Annotated in this window: 11 protein-coding genes; 8 read left to right on the top strand and 3 right to left on the bottom strand. The window is 69.0% G+C overall.

Translation table 11 applies throughout. From position 1 onward, the window contains the following. Nucleotides 1-38 precede the first annotated feature (38 nt). Genes Q0C38_RS03410 through Q0C38_RS03400 form a run of 3 tightly spaced genes read left to right on the top strand, consistent with a single transcriptional unit; the run spans nt 39 to nt 2,883 of the window. Nucleotides 39-1,010, top strand: coding sequence for an ABC transporter permease (locus Q0C38_RS03410; RefSeq protein ID WP_291295940.1), 972 nt, complete (start codon nt 39-41; stop codon nt 1,008-1,010). Continuing rightward, nucleotides 1,007-1,894 (top strand): ABC transporter permease, encoded by an 888-nt coding sequence (locus tag Q0C38_RS03405; RefSeq protein ID WP_291295654.1) that lies wholly within the window; start codon nt 1,007-1,009, stop codon nt 1,892-1,894. Before Q0C38_RS03410 ends, Q0C38_RS03405 begins: the two co-directional genes overlap by 4 nt. Next, nucleotides 1,891-2,883: an ABC transporter ATP-binding protein gene (locus tag Q0C38_RS03400; RefSeq protein WP_291295653.1), complete on the top strand. Its 993-nt coding sequence runs from the start codon at nt 1,891-1,893 to the stop codon at nt 2,881-2,883. Before Q0C38_RS03405 ends, Q0C38_RS03400 begins: the two co-directional genes overlap by 4 nt. 8 nt (nt 2,884-2,891) lie before the next feature. Here Q0C38_RS03400 and Q0C38_RS03395 read toward each other — a convergent pair whose 3' ends face one another. After that, on the bottom strand, nt 2,892-4,859 hold the full coding sequence (locus tag Q0C38_RS03395; RefSeq protein ID WP_291295652.1) for a methyl-accepting chemotaxis protein: 1,968 nt from the start codon (nt 4,857-4,859) through the stop codon (nt 2,892-2,894). A 192-nt stretch (nt 4,860-5,051) separates the two neighbouring features. Here Q0C38_RS03395 and Q0C38_RS03390 point away from each other — a divergent pair, with 192 nt between their 5' ends. Next, nucleotides 5,052-7,772, top strand: a complete 2,721-nt coding sequence (locus Q0C38_RS03390) for a hypothetical protein (protein ID WP_291295651.1) — start codon at nt 5,052-5,054, stop codon at nt 7,770-7,772. A 42-nt stretch (nt 7,773-7,814) separates the two neighbouring features. On the opposite strand, the gene Q0C38_RS03385 is transcribed toward Q0C38_RS03390, so the two are convergent. Together Q0C38_RS03385 and Q0C38_RS03380 are read right to left on the bottom strand one after the other, a co-directional pair. Beyond that, nucleotides 7,815-8,696 carry a DMT family transporter gene (locus Q0C38_RS03385; protein ID WP_291295650.1) on the bottom strand — a complete coding sequence of 294 codons (882 nt, stop codon included), beginning with the start codon at nt 8,694-8,696 and terminating at the stop codon, nt 7,815-7,817. Nucleotides 8,697-8,763: 67 nt separating this feature from the next. Beyond that, nucleotides 8,764-10,377, bottom strand: coding sequence for an ABC transporter substrate-binding protein (locus tag Q0C38_RS03380; RefSeq protein ID WP_291295649.1), 1,614 nt, complete (start codon nt 10,375-10,377; stop codon nt 8,764-8,766). A gap of 81 nt (nt 10,378-10,458) precedes the next feature. Here Q0C38_RS03380 and Q0C38_RS03375 point away from each other — a divergent pair, with 81 nt between their 5' ends. Genes Q0C38_RS03375 through Q0C38_RS03360 form a run of 4 tightly spaced genes read left to right on the top strand, consistent with a single transcriptional unit; the run spans nt 10,459 to nt 14,345 of the window. Next, nucleotides 10,459-11,157: a creatininase family protein gene (locus Q0C38_RS03375; RefSeq protein WP_291295648.1), complete on the top strand. Its 699-nt coding sequence runs from the start codon at nt 10,459-10,461 to the stop codon at nt 11,155-11,157. Nucleotides 11,158-11,169: 12 nt separating this feature from the next. Continuing rightward, nucleotides 11,170-12,201, top strand: a complete 1,032-nt coding sequence (locus tag Q0C38_RS03370; RefSeq protein WP_291295647.1) for a ketopantoate reductase family protein — start codon at nt 11,170-11,172, stop codon at nt 12,199-12,201. Further along, the gene (locus Q0C38_RS03365; protein ID WP_291295646.1) at nt 12,198-12,953 is read left to right on the top strand and encodes an SDR family NAD(P)-dependent oxidoreductase; all 756 of its coding nucleotides are present in this window, start codon (nt 12,198-12,200) and stop codon (nt 12,951-12,953) included. The genes Q0C38_RS03370 and Q0C38_RS03365 overlap by 4 nt, the downstream gene beginning before the upstream one ends. Further along, entirely contained in the window at nt 12,954-14,345 is a 1,392-nt protein-coding gene (locus Q0C38_RS03360; protein WP_291295645.1) for a dipeptidase, read from the top strand. It abuts the gene before it with no gap. Nucleotides 14,346-14,620 lie beyond the last annotated feature (275 nt).

Raw genomic sequence — 14,620 nt, 5'->3', positions numbered from 1 at the left:
TGACGGCGGGGCATGACACCGCATACGCCACAGTCCTGATGCTCGGCTTCCTCCTGCAGCGCCTCGCCTCGGCGATGGTCGTGCTGGTCGTGATGTCGGTGATCGTGTTCGCTGGCGTCTACGCCATCGGCAACCCGATCGACGTGCTGATCAACCCCGCCGCCGACCAGATCACGCGGGCAGAGACGATCGCGCGCTACGGCCTCGACCGGCCGTTCTGGGAGCAATACGCCCGCTTCGCCGGCAGCCTGATCGCGGGCGATTTCGGCACGTCCTTCGTATTCAACACCCCCGCACTGCCGCTGATCCTCGCCAAGCTGCCTGCCACGCTGGAACTCGCCCTCTCGGCGATGCTGATCGCCATCGTGTTCGGCATCCCCCTCGGCATGCTCGCCGGCCTCAGGCCGAACGCGGCCTCGAGCCAGGCGATCATGGCGGGCTCCATCCTCGGCTTCTCGCTGCCCACCTTCTGGGTCGGGCTCATGCTCATCCTCGTCTTCTCGGTCGAGCTCGGCTGGCTGCCCTCAGGGGGGCGCGGCGAGACGGTGATGGTGGGCGGCATCGCCTGGTCGTTCCTCACGGTCGACGGGCTGGCGCATCTCGTGCTGCCGGCGCTGAACCTCGCGCTGTTCAAGCTGTCGCTGATCATCAGGCTGACGCGCGCGGGAATGCGCGAGACGATGCCGGCCGATTTCGTGCGCTTCGCCCGCGCCAAGGGGCTCTCGCCATTGCGCGTGGTGTGCGTGCACGCCTTCCGCAACATCCTCATCCCGATCGTCACCGTGCTCGGGCTCGAGTTCGGCTCCGTCGTCGCGTTTGCGGTCGTGACCGAAACGATCTTCTCCTGGCCGGGCATGGGCAAGCTGATCATCGACAGCATCCTGACGCTCGACCGGCCGGTGATGGTCGCCTACCTCATGCTGGTCGTGGCGATGTTCGTGGTGATCAACCTGGTTGTCGACCTCGGCTACGCGGCCCTCGACCCACGCGTGCGGCTCGGTGCCCGATGAGCGCGGCGAAAGCGGAGCGCCCAGCTGCCCTGTTCTGGGCCGAGTTCGCCGAGAGCAGGGTCGCGCTCGCGGGCCTTGCCATGTTCACGCTGGCCGTGCTCGCGGCCCTGTTCGCGCCCTGGATCACGCCGCAGGACCCGTATGATCAGGCAGGGCTCGCGCTGATGGATGCGCGGCTGCCGCCAGGCACCGTCGGTACCGGTGGCTATGCGCACTGGCTCGGCACCGACGCCGCTGGGCGTGACGTGTTCTCGGCGATCCTCTGGGGCCTGCGCACGAGCCTCTTCGTCGGCGTCGCTGCCGGCACCCTTGCGCTCGCCTTCGGCACCACGCTCGGATTGGCGGCCGCCTTCTTCGGCGGGCGCATCGAAACGCTGCTGATGCGCATCGTCGACCTGCAGCTCTCCTTCCCCGCGATCCTGCTGGCACTCGTTCTCGTCGCCTCGCTCGGCCAGGGGCTCTGGCAGGTGGTGACGGCTCTCGTTGCCGCGCAATACGCCTATTTCGCGCGGACGGTGCATGGTGCCGCGCTGTCGGAACGGCGGAAGGAATACATCGAGGCAGCCTCCGGCATCCCGCTCAGGCCCGCGCGCATCCTGTTCCGCCACCTGCTGCCGAACGTGCTGCCACCGCTCATCGTGGTCGCGACCGTCCAGGTGGCGAACGCGATCGCGATCGAGGCGACGCTCTCCTTCCTCGGCGTCGGGCTTCCGGTCACCGAGCCCTCGCTCGGTACGCTGATCGCCAACGGGTTCCAGTTCATGCTGTCGGGCCGGTACTGGATCAGCGTCTATCCGGGCATCGCGCTGCTCATCGTCATCGTCGCGATCAACCTGGTGGGGGATCGGCTGCGCGATGTGCTGAACCCACGGCTGAAGCGATGACGCCGCTGCTCTCGCTCGAGGCGGTCAGCAAGCGCTTCACGCGGCCGGCGACGGTCGAGGAGCGGCTTGCGGGCCTCATCGGCCGCGCGATGCCGCCGCGCACGGTGCATGCGGTCGATGCTGTGGGGCTCGAGCTTGGAGCTGGAGAGGTGCTCGGCCTCGTCGGGGAGAGTGGCTGCGGCAAATCGACGCTCGGGCGGATCGCGGCAGGGCTTCTCGCACCCGACGAGGGCGCGGCGCTGCTCGATGGCGAACCGGTGGCTGATCGCTCCGGCAGCCGCGTGGTGAAGCGGCTGACGTCTGTGCAGATGGTGTTCCAGGACCCGTTCGCGAGCCTGAACCCGCGCATGAGGATCGGCGATGCGATCGCCGAGGGCCCGATCGCCCACCGCCTCTGGCCCGAGGCCGAGCGCGCCGACCGCGTCGCGGAAACACTGCGCGATGTCGGGCTCGACGCGAGCTACGCGCAGCGCTTTCCGCACCAATTCTCCGGCGGTCAGCGCGCGCGCATCGGCATCGCGCGCGCGCTGGCGATGAACCCGCGCGTCGTGGTGGCCGACGAGGCGGTCGCGGCCCTCGACGTCTCGATCCAGGCGCAGGTGCTGAACACCTTCCTCGCGCTGCGCGCGCGGCGCGGCCTCGCATGGCTGTTCATCAGCCACGACCTCGGCGTGGTCGGCCATCTCGCTGATCGGGTGGCGATCATGTATCTCGGGCGCATAGTCGAGCTCGGCCCGGCGGAGGCGGTGTTCGCGGCACCCGCACACCCCTACACGCGCGGGCTACTTGCCGCCGTGCCGCGGCTCGATCGTCGGCGCCATGGGTTCCATCCCGTGCGGGGCGAGATTCCCTCACCGCTCGATCCGCCGCCGGGCTGTCACTTCCACCCGCGCTGTCCGCACGCGGTCGATCGTTGCCGGACGGAGAAGCCGGTCACGCGAGCGATCGCGCCTGGCCGAACCGTCGCCTGCCATCTCAATCTTGGCTGACAATCGTTTCAGGCCGCTGCGCCGCGGCGTGTGTTGAGCGTGGCGACAAGCGGTGCTGCGCGCGCTGCATCCTCGAAGCGGAACGAGATCCTGGTGCCGTCCACCGCAACGACCACCGCGCGGGCAGAGGCGCCACCCTTGCCGCTGATCGTGCCCGCCGTGCCTGGCGCGAGCGCCACCTCGCCCGACGCCGCAATGCCGCCCGATGAGACATCAACGAGCCGCAGCATGTTCATTGCGCCGCCGCAGGCGAACGCAATCTCGCCCTCCGCAGGCACGCGTGTTTCGCTGCGGCGGTCTGCATCGTCGACGGACGTGCGCACGACGCGGGTGAGTTCGCCGCGCAGCCGCATGACGCTCGATGCGAGAGAGGTCACCTGCTCACCGACGCGGCCCGCCTGCGCGCCTGCCTCGGTGGCATTGGCCGACACATCGGTGATCCGCAGGCTCACCTCCCGCGAGGCGGAGGCAGATTCGGCCACGGTGCGCGCGATCTCCTGCGTGGCGGCAAGCTGCTGGCTTACCGCGCCTGAGATCGTCGCGGCCAGGGCGTCGACATCACGCACGCTGCCGATGATCGCGCGGACGGCGGAGACCGAGGCGTTGGTCTCGTCGCGCATCTGCGCGATGCGCTTGGCGATGTCGTCGGTCGCGCGCGCTGTCTGGCTTGCGAGGCTCTTGACCTCGTTGGCGACGACGGCAAAGCCCTTGCCGGCCTCGCCCGCCCGGGCAGCTTCGATCGTGGCGTTGAGTGCGAGCAGGTTCGTCTGCCCCGCGATCTCGCCGATCAGCCGCACGACATCGCCGACATTCGTCACCGCGTCCGACAGCGCAGCGACGGCGGTTTCCGTGCGCGCGGCGTCGGTCGCGGCACGCTGCGCGGTCGTCGCGGTCTCGCGCACCCTGGTGGTGATCTCACCGATGCTTGCCGTGAGCTCCTCGGCGGCGGACGCGACGGTCTCGGCCGACGCCAGCGATTGCTGCGCGGCAGCGGCGACAGCCTGGGCGTTCTCGCCGACGCGGTGCGTGGCGGCGGCAACCGAGGCAGCTTCCGCGCCGATGCGCTCCGAGGTCGCGGTCACGGAGCCCAGCGTCTCGCGGCTCTGGCTGTCGATGCGCTCGGCCATATCGAGCAACGCGGCCTTGCGTGCCGATTCGCTCTCGCCACGAAGGCGGTCCTGCTCCGCACGCAGCCGCTCCGCATCCCCACCAACGTCGCGCAGCGTCTCGACCGTCCGCGCCATGTCGCCCAGCTCGTCCTGTCGTGCGAGGCCAGGAACGGGGGTTGCCCACGCACGCCCCGCGATCGCCTGCATCGCGGTGGTCAGTGTCCGGAGCGGCGTCAACGCCCGGCGCTGCACGACGAGCGCGATCGCGCCGGCAAGCAGCATGCCGAAGACGCCGAGCGCGATGCTGAGGCGCTCGGCGCGCTCGGACGCCGCCGTCGCGGATAGATAGGCCCTTTCGGCGGCCTGAACCTCGTAGGCGACGAGAGCATCGAGCGTCTCGGTCAGCGGATCGAGCGTCTGGTAGAGGCGGTCGCGGACAAGCGCGTCGAGCCTGCCTGCATCCTTTGCGGCGAGGATGGCCTCCGCATCGCGCGACAGGCGCTCCGCGCTCACGATCTTTTCCTGGGCGGCTGCGACGAGATGCTGGCGTGCGGCCTCCGAGGGGCCGGCGAGATACGCCTTCCACGCAGCGTCGACTTCGGCGAGCGCCTTGGTCACGGACGCAGCACCGTCCTCCCAGCTCCAGTTGCCGTTCCGCGACTTGTGGGTGGCATCGACGACGAAGACAGCATAGGCATCGGAGATCGTCTTCAGGTGCCTGAGCGGAACGACACGGTCGTCATAGATGGCTCTGAGGTTCTCTGCCCCTTCGCCGGTGGTGCGGAGCGAGAGCCCCACGCCTGCGATGATGAGGAGGGCCAGCAGGACCTGGCCTGCGATGATCAGCCGGCTGATGGTGAAGCGCATCGATGGGGCCCCTGATCGACGTTTGACGGCGAGGCCGAGTGTCCGTGAAGGCCGTGTACGCTTCGTTAATCCTGCAGGCTCACGTGGGTTTGAGCGAAGTTGAAACACCTGAAACAGAGGCGCCCCGATGTTGGAACGAAACTGCAACATGAACGCGCCAGCGTGCCTCCAATCAATCAGGAGGACCACACCATGGCCATCGCCGGTATCTTCGTTCCGTCCGTCGGGCTGCTCACGCTGCTCGCCGACGGTGCCGCGAACACGCTCACCATCAGCCGTGATGCGGCAGGCAAGATCCTCGCCAATGGCGGGGCCATCAAGATCCTCGGCGGCGCGCCGACGGTCGCCAACACCAAGCTGATCAGCATCTTCGGCCTGGGCGCCGATGACGTGATCACGCTCGACGAAAGCAACGGGGCGCTGCCGCGCGCCAACATGTTCGGCGGAAGGGGCAACGACACGATCACCGCCGGGTCGGGCAACGACCATCTGTTCGGCGAGAGCGGCAACGACACGCTGTTCGGCCGCGGCGGCAATGACCTGCTGTTCGGCGGCGCAGGCGATGACGTGCTGACGGGCGGCGACGGCGATGACCAGATGTTCGGAGGTGCGGGCAATGACCGCATGATCTGGAACCCGGGCGATGACAGCGACCTGATGGAGGGGGGCGCCGGCATCGACACGGCCGAGGTGAACGGCGGCAATGGCGCCGAACAGTTCACCGCCACCGCCAACGGTGCGCGTGTGCGGTTCGACCGCGTTGCCCCGGCCCCCTTCGCGCTCGACATCGGCACGACCGAGAACCTCGTCGTGCACATGAATGGCGGCGACGACACGTTCTCCGCGACCGGCAACCTCGCCGCGCTGATCAAGCTCACCGTCGATGGCGGTGCCGGCAACGACACGATCCTCGGCAGCAACGGCGCCGATCTCCTGATCGGCGGCGACGGCAACGACTTCATCGATGGCCAGCAGGGCAACGATGTCGCTCTCCTTGGTGCCGGCGATGACGTGTTCCAGTGGGACCCCGGAGATGGCAGCGACGTTGTCGAGGGCCAGGACGGGGCCGACACGATGCTGTTCAACGGCTCGGGCGGGGCGGAGATCTTCGAGGCAACGGCGAATGGCGGGCGCGTCACCTTCACGCGCAACCTCGGCAACATCGTGATGGATACCGATGGCGTCGAGACCTTCGCCGTCAACGCGCTTGGCGGCGCCGACACGATCATCATCAACGACACGGCCGGGACGGGGCTCGAGGAATACAGGATCAGCCTCGCCGGCACGCTGGGCGGCAACGCCGGTGACGGTGCGGCCGACACGGTGGTCGTGAACGCGACGGCCGGTGACGATGCGCTCGAGGTCATCGGCGTCGGCACGGCCATCGCGGTCATCGGCGCTTCGGCCTCGATCGGCATCAGCGCGGTTGAGGGCGCGAACGACGCCCTCGTCATCAACGGGCTTGGCGGCAATGATGCCATCACCGCGACGACGCTCGCCGCGGGCATCGTCAAGCTCACGCTGGATGGCGGCGGTGGCGATGACACGATCCTCGGCAGCCAGGGCGCCGACCTGCTGCTCGGCGGCGACGGCGATGACTTCGTGTTCGGCGACAACGGCGACGACATCGCGTTCCTCGGTACCGGCGACGACGTGTTCGAGTGGGACCCCGGTGACGGCAGCGACGTCGTCGAAGGCCAGGCCGGCTTCGACATCATGCGCTTCTTCGGCTCGAACGCCGCCGAGGTGATCAACATCCTTCCCAATGGCGGCCGCGCCCTGTTCCTGCGCGACATCGCCAACATCACGATGGACCTCGATGACGTCGAACGCATCGAGTTCAACGCGCTGGGCGGTGCCGACACCATCGTCATCGCCGACATGACCGGCACGGACGTGATCGACATCGAGATCGCGCTCAACGGCCCTGGCAGCGGCGCCGACGGGGCGGCCGACACCGTGACGGTGAACGCAACCGCCGGGGCGGACGTCGTGACCGTCGCCGGCGGTGCCGGCGCCATCACGGTGTCAGGGCTCCATGCCAAGGTCGACATCTTCGACATGGACGCCGACCTCGACCGCCTGGTGCTGAACGGACAGGGCGGCGATGACGTGATCGACGCATCCGGCCTCGCGGCGGGTGCGATCGCGCTCACCATGAATGGCGGGCTCGGCAACGACGTCTTCCTCGGCAGCGCGGGCGATGACCTGATCAACGGCGGCGATGGCGCCGACCTCGCGCTGATGGGCGAGGGCGACGACACGTTCGTGTGGAACCCGGGCGATGACAGCGACGTGCTCGAGGGCCAGGCGGGCTTCGACACGATGCTGTTCAATGGCGCCAACATCGCCGAGGTGATCGACATCTCGGCCAATGGCGGGCGGGCGACGTTCTTCCGCAACATCGCCAACGTGACGATGGACCTGAACGACGTCGAGCAGGTCACGTTCAACGCGCTCGGCGGCGCCGACCTCATCACCGTGAACGATCTTTCGGGGACGGACGTGTCGGAGGTGCTGATCGACCTCGCCGCTGCCGGTGGCGGGGGCGATGGGCAGGCTGACCAGGTGACGCTCCAGGGAACGGCCGGCGAGGATGTCGTGCTCGTCGTGTCCGACGGGGCGGATGTGCTGGTGCTCGGCCTTGCCGCGACCGTGCGCATCAGGGGCTTCGAGGCAGCGCTCGACCGCCTGGTGATCAACGGGCTTGGCGGCGACGACGTGATCGAGGCCTCGGGCCTGCTTGCCGGCGGCATGCTGCTCACGGCCAACGGCGGCGAGGGAGACGATGTGCTGATCGGCGGCGATGGCAACGACACGCTCGATGGCGGCGCCGGCGACGATGTGCTGATCGGCGGCCCCGGCCTCGACCTGCTGATCGGCGGCGCTGGCGACAACCTCCTGATCCAGTAGCGTGGCGCGGCTGCGAGGCGGGCGGGCGATGCTCCGCCCGCCTCACGTTGCCTTTGCGCGTGCCACTGCGGCCTCGCGATGGGTGATGTAGAGCGCGCTGCCGACGACGAGGATGGCGCCGAGCCCGGTCCACCTGTCGGGCTGTTCGTCGAACAGGAGCGCGCCGAAGGCGGTCGCGAACAGCAGCCGCGTGTAGCCGATCGGCGCGACGACGGTTGCATCCGCCAGCCGGAAGGCGCTGATCCAGAAATGCATGCCGGCAGGGCCGATCACCGCCATGAGACCGAGCCAAAGCGCCTGCCAGGCGTGCGGGACCACGAGATCGGGCAGTGCGACGGGAAGGGAACCGCCGAAGGTGATCAGCCCGATATAGAGCATGATCGTGTCGGTGCTCTCAGTCGTGGAAAGCCGTTTCGTCGTCAACACGATGCCGGCCCCGAAGAAGGCCGAGGCGAGCCCGACGAGGATGGCGGGATTGAACGTGCCCGCGAAGGGCCGCGCGACGATGACCACGCCGATGAAGCCGACGATCGTCGCGGTCCAGCGCCGCCAGCGCACCACCTCGCCCAGCACCGGGCCGGCAAGGGCGGTGACGAACATGATCGAGGTGAAGGACAGCACCGTCGCAGTCGCGAGGTCGAGCCGCTGGAACGACCAGTAGTAGAGCGCCCAGCAGGCGAGGCTGAGCACGCCACGGGCGATGTGCAGCCACGGATGGCTGGTGCGCAGGAGTGCCGTGCCATGGCGGAGCAGTGCAGGGGTGATCCAGAAGAACTGGCCCGCGCTGCGCACGAGCATGATCGTGCTGATCGGCACGCTGCCGGCGAGCAGCTTCACGAACACGGTTTCGAGCGTGAACAGCACCGCCGCCGCGAGCGAGAGCCCGGCGGCGCGGAGCAATGGCGAGGCGTGCGAGGCTGTCATCGCGGCGTGGGGGGCCGGGGGGGGGGGCGCGCCGGGGCGTTGCCCGGCGCGCACGGCAATGGCATGGTCAGCGTGGGCGGATGTCGAAGGCGACGGTGTCCTCGTCGGCGCGCGGCGTCCAGGTCAGGTTCGCGCGGCCTGCCCAGACGGTGGGCAGCGTCACGATCGGGATCTGCCCGCCATCGGCCACCGCCTTGGCGTGTGCATCCTGGAACAGCGCGCGACGCTTCGTGTCGTCGAGCGTACCCATCGCCTCGGCGATGATCGTGTCGAGCGCATCGTTGCAGTAGTGGCTCACGTTGAAGGCGCCGTAGCGGCCGCCCGGGCGCCGGCAGTGGACGAAGGAGGAGAGCGTGTAGCCAGCCTCGCCCGTCAGCGTTCCCCAGCCTGCCATGGTGATCGGATAGTCGCCGCGGGTGCGGGCGGGGAAGAACACCGTGCGGGGCTGCGCGTTCACCTGAACGTCGAGGCCGATGCGGGCATAGAGCTGGCCGAGCGCTGTGCAGGTGGCGCCATCGCCGGGCAGGCGGTCGGACGAGCAGTAGAGCGGGAAGCGGAACCCGTTCGGGTAGCCGGCCTCGGCGAGCAGCGCGCGGGCGCGGGCGACGTCATGGCGGAGCGGCGGCGGGTTCGGGCTGGCGCCGAACATGTAGTTCGGCATGAGCTGGTTCGCGACGATCGCGGTTCCCTCGAACACCGACTGCACGATGCCCGCCCGGTCGATCGCAAGCGAGAGCGCCTCGCGTACCCTCGGGTCGCGGAACGGATTGCGCGGCAGCGGGTTGCCCTGCTTGTCGGTGATCAGGCGCATCGCCGGCGCGGTCATGTCCTCGCGCATGTCGGGGTAGAGGATGAAGGTATAGATGCTCTCGCCCTGGAACACTGCGAGGTTGCGCTCGCGCTTCAGCCGGGCGATGTCGCTGACCGGCACGTAGTTCACGAAGTCGACGCGGTTGGAGAGGAGCCCCGCGACGCGCGCGGCATCGTTGCTGATCTCGACGAGGGTGACCTTCGCCCATGGCGCATCGCCGCGCCAATGCCCTGCCGCGCGTTCCATCACGAGGTCGCCACGCGGGCTCCACGAGACATAGCGGAACGGCCCCGTCCCGATCGCGGCCTGGCCGGAATTGAACTCGGCCGCCTTCGCCGTCGGCGCGATGCGGGAGGAGACGATGAACATCCGCGTCATGTCCTGCGGCAGGGCCGCGTTGGGCACGTTGGTGCGGATGCGCACGGTCAGGTCGTCGACCACGTCGACGCCGACGATGGAACGCGTGTAGATGACGAGCCCGCCATCGGGCCCCGCCGCACCTGGGATGCGCTCGATCGAGAACTTCACGTCGGCGGCGGTGAAGGGGGTGCCGTCATGGAACTTGACGCCGGGGCGAAGCTTGAACTCCCACGTCGTGTCGTTGATCGCGGTCCAGGAGAGTGCCAGGCCAGGCTGGACCTGGAGGTTCGCGTCGACCCAGACGAGCGGGTCGAAGATGTTCTTGAGCGCGGCGGCGTGGTTGCCAAGGGCCATGAAGTGGGGATCGATCGCTTCGGGCCCCGCGCGCACGCCGATGCGCAGGTCCTGCGCCGCCGCGGGGGCGGCGGCAAGCGGAAGGGCAAGCGCGGCGGTGGCCGCCAGAAAGCCACGCAGCAGCCGAAGGCGCGTCACCAATCCTGGTCGTTGCATCTCTCATCTCCCCCTTGCATGAGCCTCCGGGGAGCGTAACGTCGCGCGCTGTCGAGCGGAAGGGCAGGGAACGAGGGGCGCGTGCGGATCGCCGGAATGAACTGGATGCAGGTGGAGGCCTGGCTTGCGGCGGATGATCGCTGCATCCTGCCCATCGGCTCGACCGAGCAGCATGCGTTCCTGTCGCTCGCCGTCGATGCCACGCTGGCGGAGCGCGTTGCCGTGGAAGCGGCGGAGCCGCTCGGCGTTCCCGTGTTCCCGGTCATGCCCTACGGGCTCGCGCCCTATTTCCTTGCCTATCCCGGTTCGGTCTCGCTGAAGGTCTCCACGCTGCTCGCTGTCGTGGGTGATATCCTCGACAGTCTTGCCGGCCACGGGTTCCGCCGCGTCCTCATCGTCAACGGCCATGGCGGGAACAACCCCGTCGATGCCTTCGTGCGTGAATGGGTGGCGGGCCGCGCGGGGCACCGCGTGCGCTTCCACAACTGGTGGAACGCACCCCGCACCTGGGCAGCCGTGCAGGCGGCCGACCCCGTGGGCAGCCATGGCTCGTGGATGGAGAATTTCCCCTGGACGCGGCTTGCCGGCATCGCGATGCCAGACGGCGCGAAGCCGCCGATCGACACGGCGGCGATTGCCGGCCGCCCGGCAGCCGGGATCCGTGCGCTGCTGGGAGACGGCAACTTCGCCGGCCGCTACCAGCGACCCGACGATGAGATGGAGGCGATCTGGCGCGTGGCCGTCGAGGAGACGCGCGCGCTGATCGAGAGCGGATGGTGAGGGGAAACCGCGATGCCCGATGATCCGATCCTGATCTGGGGAGCCGGTGCGATCGGCGGCACGGTCGGCGCCTTCCTGGTGCGCGCCGGGCATGACGTGACCTTCGTCGACGTGGTCGAGGATCATGTCGACGCGATCGCCGACCCATCGCGCGGGCTCGCCATCACCGGCCCGGTCGACCAGCTGCGCGTCACCGCGCCCGCTTTCCTGCCATCGGCGCTCAACGGCACCTGGCGCAAGGTGTTCCTTTGTGTGAAGGCGCACCACACCGAAGCGGCGACGCAGGCGCTGCTGCCCCACCTCGCCGATGACGGCTACGTGCTGAGCCTGCAGAACGGCCTGTGCGAGACGGTGATCGAGCGCATCGTCGGGCGCGAGCGCACCGTCGGCGCCTTCGTCAACTTCGGGGCTGACTGGATGGGCCCTGGCGAGGTGATGTACGGCAATCGCGGGGCGGTGGTGCTGGGCGAGCTCGACGGGCGCATCACCGGCAGGCTGGCGAGCTTGCATCGCACCATGCTCGATTTCGACGATGCCGCGATCATGACCGACAACATCTGGGGCTATCTCTGGGGCAAGCTCGCCTATGGCGCGATGCTGTTCGCCCAGGCGCTGGGCCAGGACAGCATCGCCGGCTCGCTGGCCAACCCCGCGCTGTTCCCGCTCTGGCGCGGCCTTGGGGCTGAGGTGATGGCGGTGGCCGATGCCGAGGGCATACGCGCCGAGGGCTTCAACGGCTTCGACCCCGACGCGTTCGGCCGCAACGGCACGGCGGCGGCCGCGCAGGCCTCCGTCGATGCCATGGTCGCGCACAACCGCACGAGCACGAAGACGCATAGCGGCGTCTGGCGTGACCTCGCCATCCGCAAGCGGCGCACCGAAGTCGACATGCAGATCGCGCCGATCTCGGGCATCGCCGCGCGGCACGGGCTTACGACGCCGCTGACCGACCGCCTCGTCGCCATGATCCACGAGATCGAGGATGGCACCCGCCCGATGACGGACGACAACCTCAGCGAGCTCGCCGGGTTCGTCGCGGCATGAATATTCGTTTCGATGGGAAATCGGTTGCGGTGACCGGGGCCGGCCACGGCATCGGGCGGGTGATCGCGCGCGCCTTCGCCGAGCGCGGCGCCCATGTGTTCGCCTGTGACGTCAATGAGACCGCGTTGCAAGTGACGGCGCGCACACACGGCATCGAGGCCGCGCTGCTAGACGTTACCGCCCGCGCGGAGGTCCGCGCCTGGGTGGCGGCGATCGAGAAGGCGTCGGGCGGTGCGCTTGACGTGGTGGTGAACAATGCCGGTGGCGTGTGTGGCCAGCCAGGCCGCCCGATCGAGCAGATCAGCGACGAGGACTGGGACGCGATCGTGCGCGTGAACCTCACGGCCGCGTTCGCGGTGACCCAGGCCGCGGCCCCGGCGATGAAGGCGCGGCGGCGTGGCAGGGTGGTGAACATCTCGTCTGGCGCTGGGCTTGGCGTGTCGAAAACCGGGATCCAGGCCTATGCAAGCGCGAAGGCGGGGCAGATCGGGCTGACGCGCCAGCTTGCGCACGAGCTCGGACCGTTCGGCATCACGGTCAACAGCATCGCTCCCGGCTTCGTGCTCTCCAACCCCGCGACCATGCGGCAATGGGATGCGTATGGAGAGGCCGGCCAGCGCGCGCTCGTCGCGGGTGTCGCGTCGCGCAGGCTCGGCACGCCCGAGGACATGGCGCACGCCGTGCTGTTCCTGGCGAGCGATTACGCCGGCTACATCAACGGACAGACGATCAGCGTCGATGGAGGAAAGTGAATGGATGCGCGCGTGACCGAGAGCCCCGAGGCCTGGCTGCGCGCCAATCGCGAGCGGCTGTGGGAGGAGTACAAGGACCTCGTCCGCATCCCCTCGATCAGCGCAAAGCCCGGCCATGCGTCGGACGTGCGGCGGGCGGCCGACTGGGTCGCGGCGCGCTGCGCCAAGGCGGGGCTGTCGAACATCCAGATGCTCGAGGCAGGCGGCCACCCGACGGTGTATGCCGAATGGCTCGGCGCGCCCGGTGCGCCCACCATCCTGGTCTACGCGCATTTCGACGTGCAGCCGCCCGAGCCGCTTGAGCTCTGGACCACGCCCGCCTTCGAGCCGACGCTGCGTGACGGCCGCCTCTATGCCCGCGGCGCGTCGGACGACAAGGCGACGCTGTTCATCTCGCTCGCCACGATCGAGGCGTGGATCGCGACGCAAGGGCGCCTGCCCTGCAACGTGAAGGTGTTCTACGAGGGCGAGGAGGAGGTCGGCTCGCCGACGCTCGGCGCCATCCTCGACCGGCACGGGCCGATGCTATCGGCCGATCTCTGCCTCTCCGCCGATGGCGGGATGATGTTCCCCGACAGGCCGGACGTGTCGGTCGGCAATCGCGGCATCTGCAAGCTCGAGTTTACGCTGCGCACCGCGGCGAAGGACATGCATTCGGGCAGCTTCGGCGGCGCGATCCTGAACCCGTTGACGGCGATGGCGCGCGTCGTCGCCACGCTGCACGCGGACGATGACCGCGTCTCGGTGAAGGGCTTCTACGAGGGCGTGCGCGAGACGACGGGCGATGACCGCGCCGACCTCGCAGGCGTGCCGTTCGACGAGGGCGCCTGGCTTGCGGGCGTCGGCGCCACCGCCGTGTGGGGTGAGCGGCAGCGTTCGGTTCTCGAGAAACTCTGGCTTCGCCCGACGCTCGAGGTGAACGGCATGTGGGGCGGCTACCAGGGCGAGGGGTCCAAGACCGTGCTGCCGTGCGAGGCGCACGCCAAGCTCACCTGCCGCCTCGTGCCGGGGCAGGACCCGCGGACGGTTCAGGCGGCGGTCGAGGCGCATCTTCGGTCAGTGTGCCCCGAAGGTGCCACGATCGAGGTGCGCCAGGGCGGCGGCGGCGCGGCGGCCTACGAGATCGCGCCTGATCATCCCGCGCTCGGCGTGATCGAGGCGGTGCTCGAGGATGTCTACGGCATGCCGTGCTTCCGCACGCGAATCGGCGGCACGCTGCCGCTTTGTGCCGTGTTCAAGGATCGTCTCGGTCTCGATACGGTGCCGATGAGCTTCTCGACCGGCGACGAGGACTATCACGCGCCGAACGAGTTCTTCCGCGAGGCGAGCTTCGATCGCGGCATGACGGCCTGGGCGCGGGTGTACCAGGCGTTGGCGTCGCTGAAGGTCTGAGGGCCCGGGCGGCCGGAGGAGGGGCCGGCGCCCGAGGGCTTTCGATCTTCGTTGCGGGCTTGTGGCCACCGTGGTGTCGTGTGACAGTTTTGTGACAAGACACCTAGGGAGGCGCGTCGTGACGCACCAGGACAATTCGGCCGACGAAACGGTCGAGATCGAGGACATCGGCAGCAACCCGGCACCGGGCGAGACCATCGGCGCGCTGATCGCGGCGCGGCTCTCGCGCCGTGCCGCGCTCGCCGGCCTCGCCGCTGCCGCCACGCTCCCCGCCG

Source organism: Elioraea sp. (genome assembly GCF_022842375.1).
Taxonomy (GTDB): domain Bacteria; phylum Pseudomonadota; class Alphaproteobacteria; order Acetobacterales; family Acetobacteraceae; genus Elioraea_A.
This window is presented reverse-complemented; position numbering and strand designations above follow the sequence as displayed.

Coding starts and splice junctions, on each gene's coding strand:
- Q0C38_RS03410 (WP_291295940.1), top strand. CDS start 39: ATGCTCGGCTTCCTCCTGCAGCGCCTCGCCTCGGCGATGGTCGTGCTG.
- Q0C38_RS03405 (WP_291295654.1), top strand. CDS start 1,007: ATGAGCGCGGCGAAAGCGGAGCGCCCAGCTGCCCTGTTCTGGGCCGAG.
- Q0C38_RS03400 (WP_291295653.1), top strand. CDS start 1,891: ATGACGCCGCTGCTCTCGCTCGAGGCGGTCAGCAAGCGCTTCACGCGG.
- Q0C38_RS03395 (WP_291295652.1), bottom strand. CDS start 4,859: ATGCGCTTCACCATCAGCCGGCTGATCATCGCAGGCCAGGTCCTGCTG.
- Q0C38_RS03390 (WP_291295651.1), top strand. CDS start 5,052: ATGGCCATCGCCGGTATCTTCGTTCCGTCCGTCGGGCTGCTCACGCTG.
- Q0C38_RS03385 (WP_291295650.1), bottom strand. CDS start 8,696: ATGACAGCCTCGCACGCCTCGCCATTGCTCCGCGCCGCCGGGCTCTCG.
- Q0C38_RS03380 (WP_291295649.1), bottom strand. CDS start 10,377: ATGCAACGACCAGGATTGGTGACGCGCCTTCGGCTGCTGCGTGGCTTT.
- Q0C38_RS03370 (WP_291295647.1), top strand. CDS start 11,170: ATGCCCGATGATCCGATCCTGATCTGGGGAGCCGGTGCGATCGGCGGC.
- Q0C38_RS03365 (WP_291295646.1), top strand. CDS start 12,198: ATGAATATTCGTTTCGATGGGAAATCGGTTGCGGTGACCGGGGCCGGC.
- Q0C38_RS03360 (WP_291295645.1), top strand. CDS start 12,954: ATGGATGCGCGCGTGACCGAGAGCCCCGAGGCCTGGCTGCGCGCCAAT.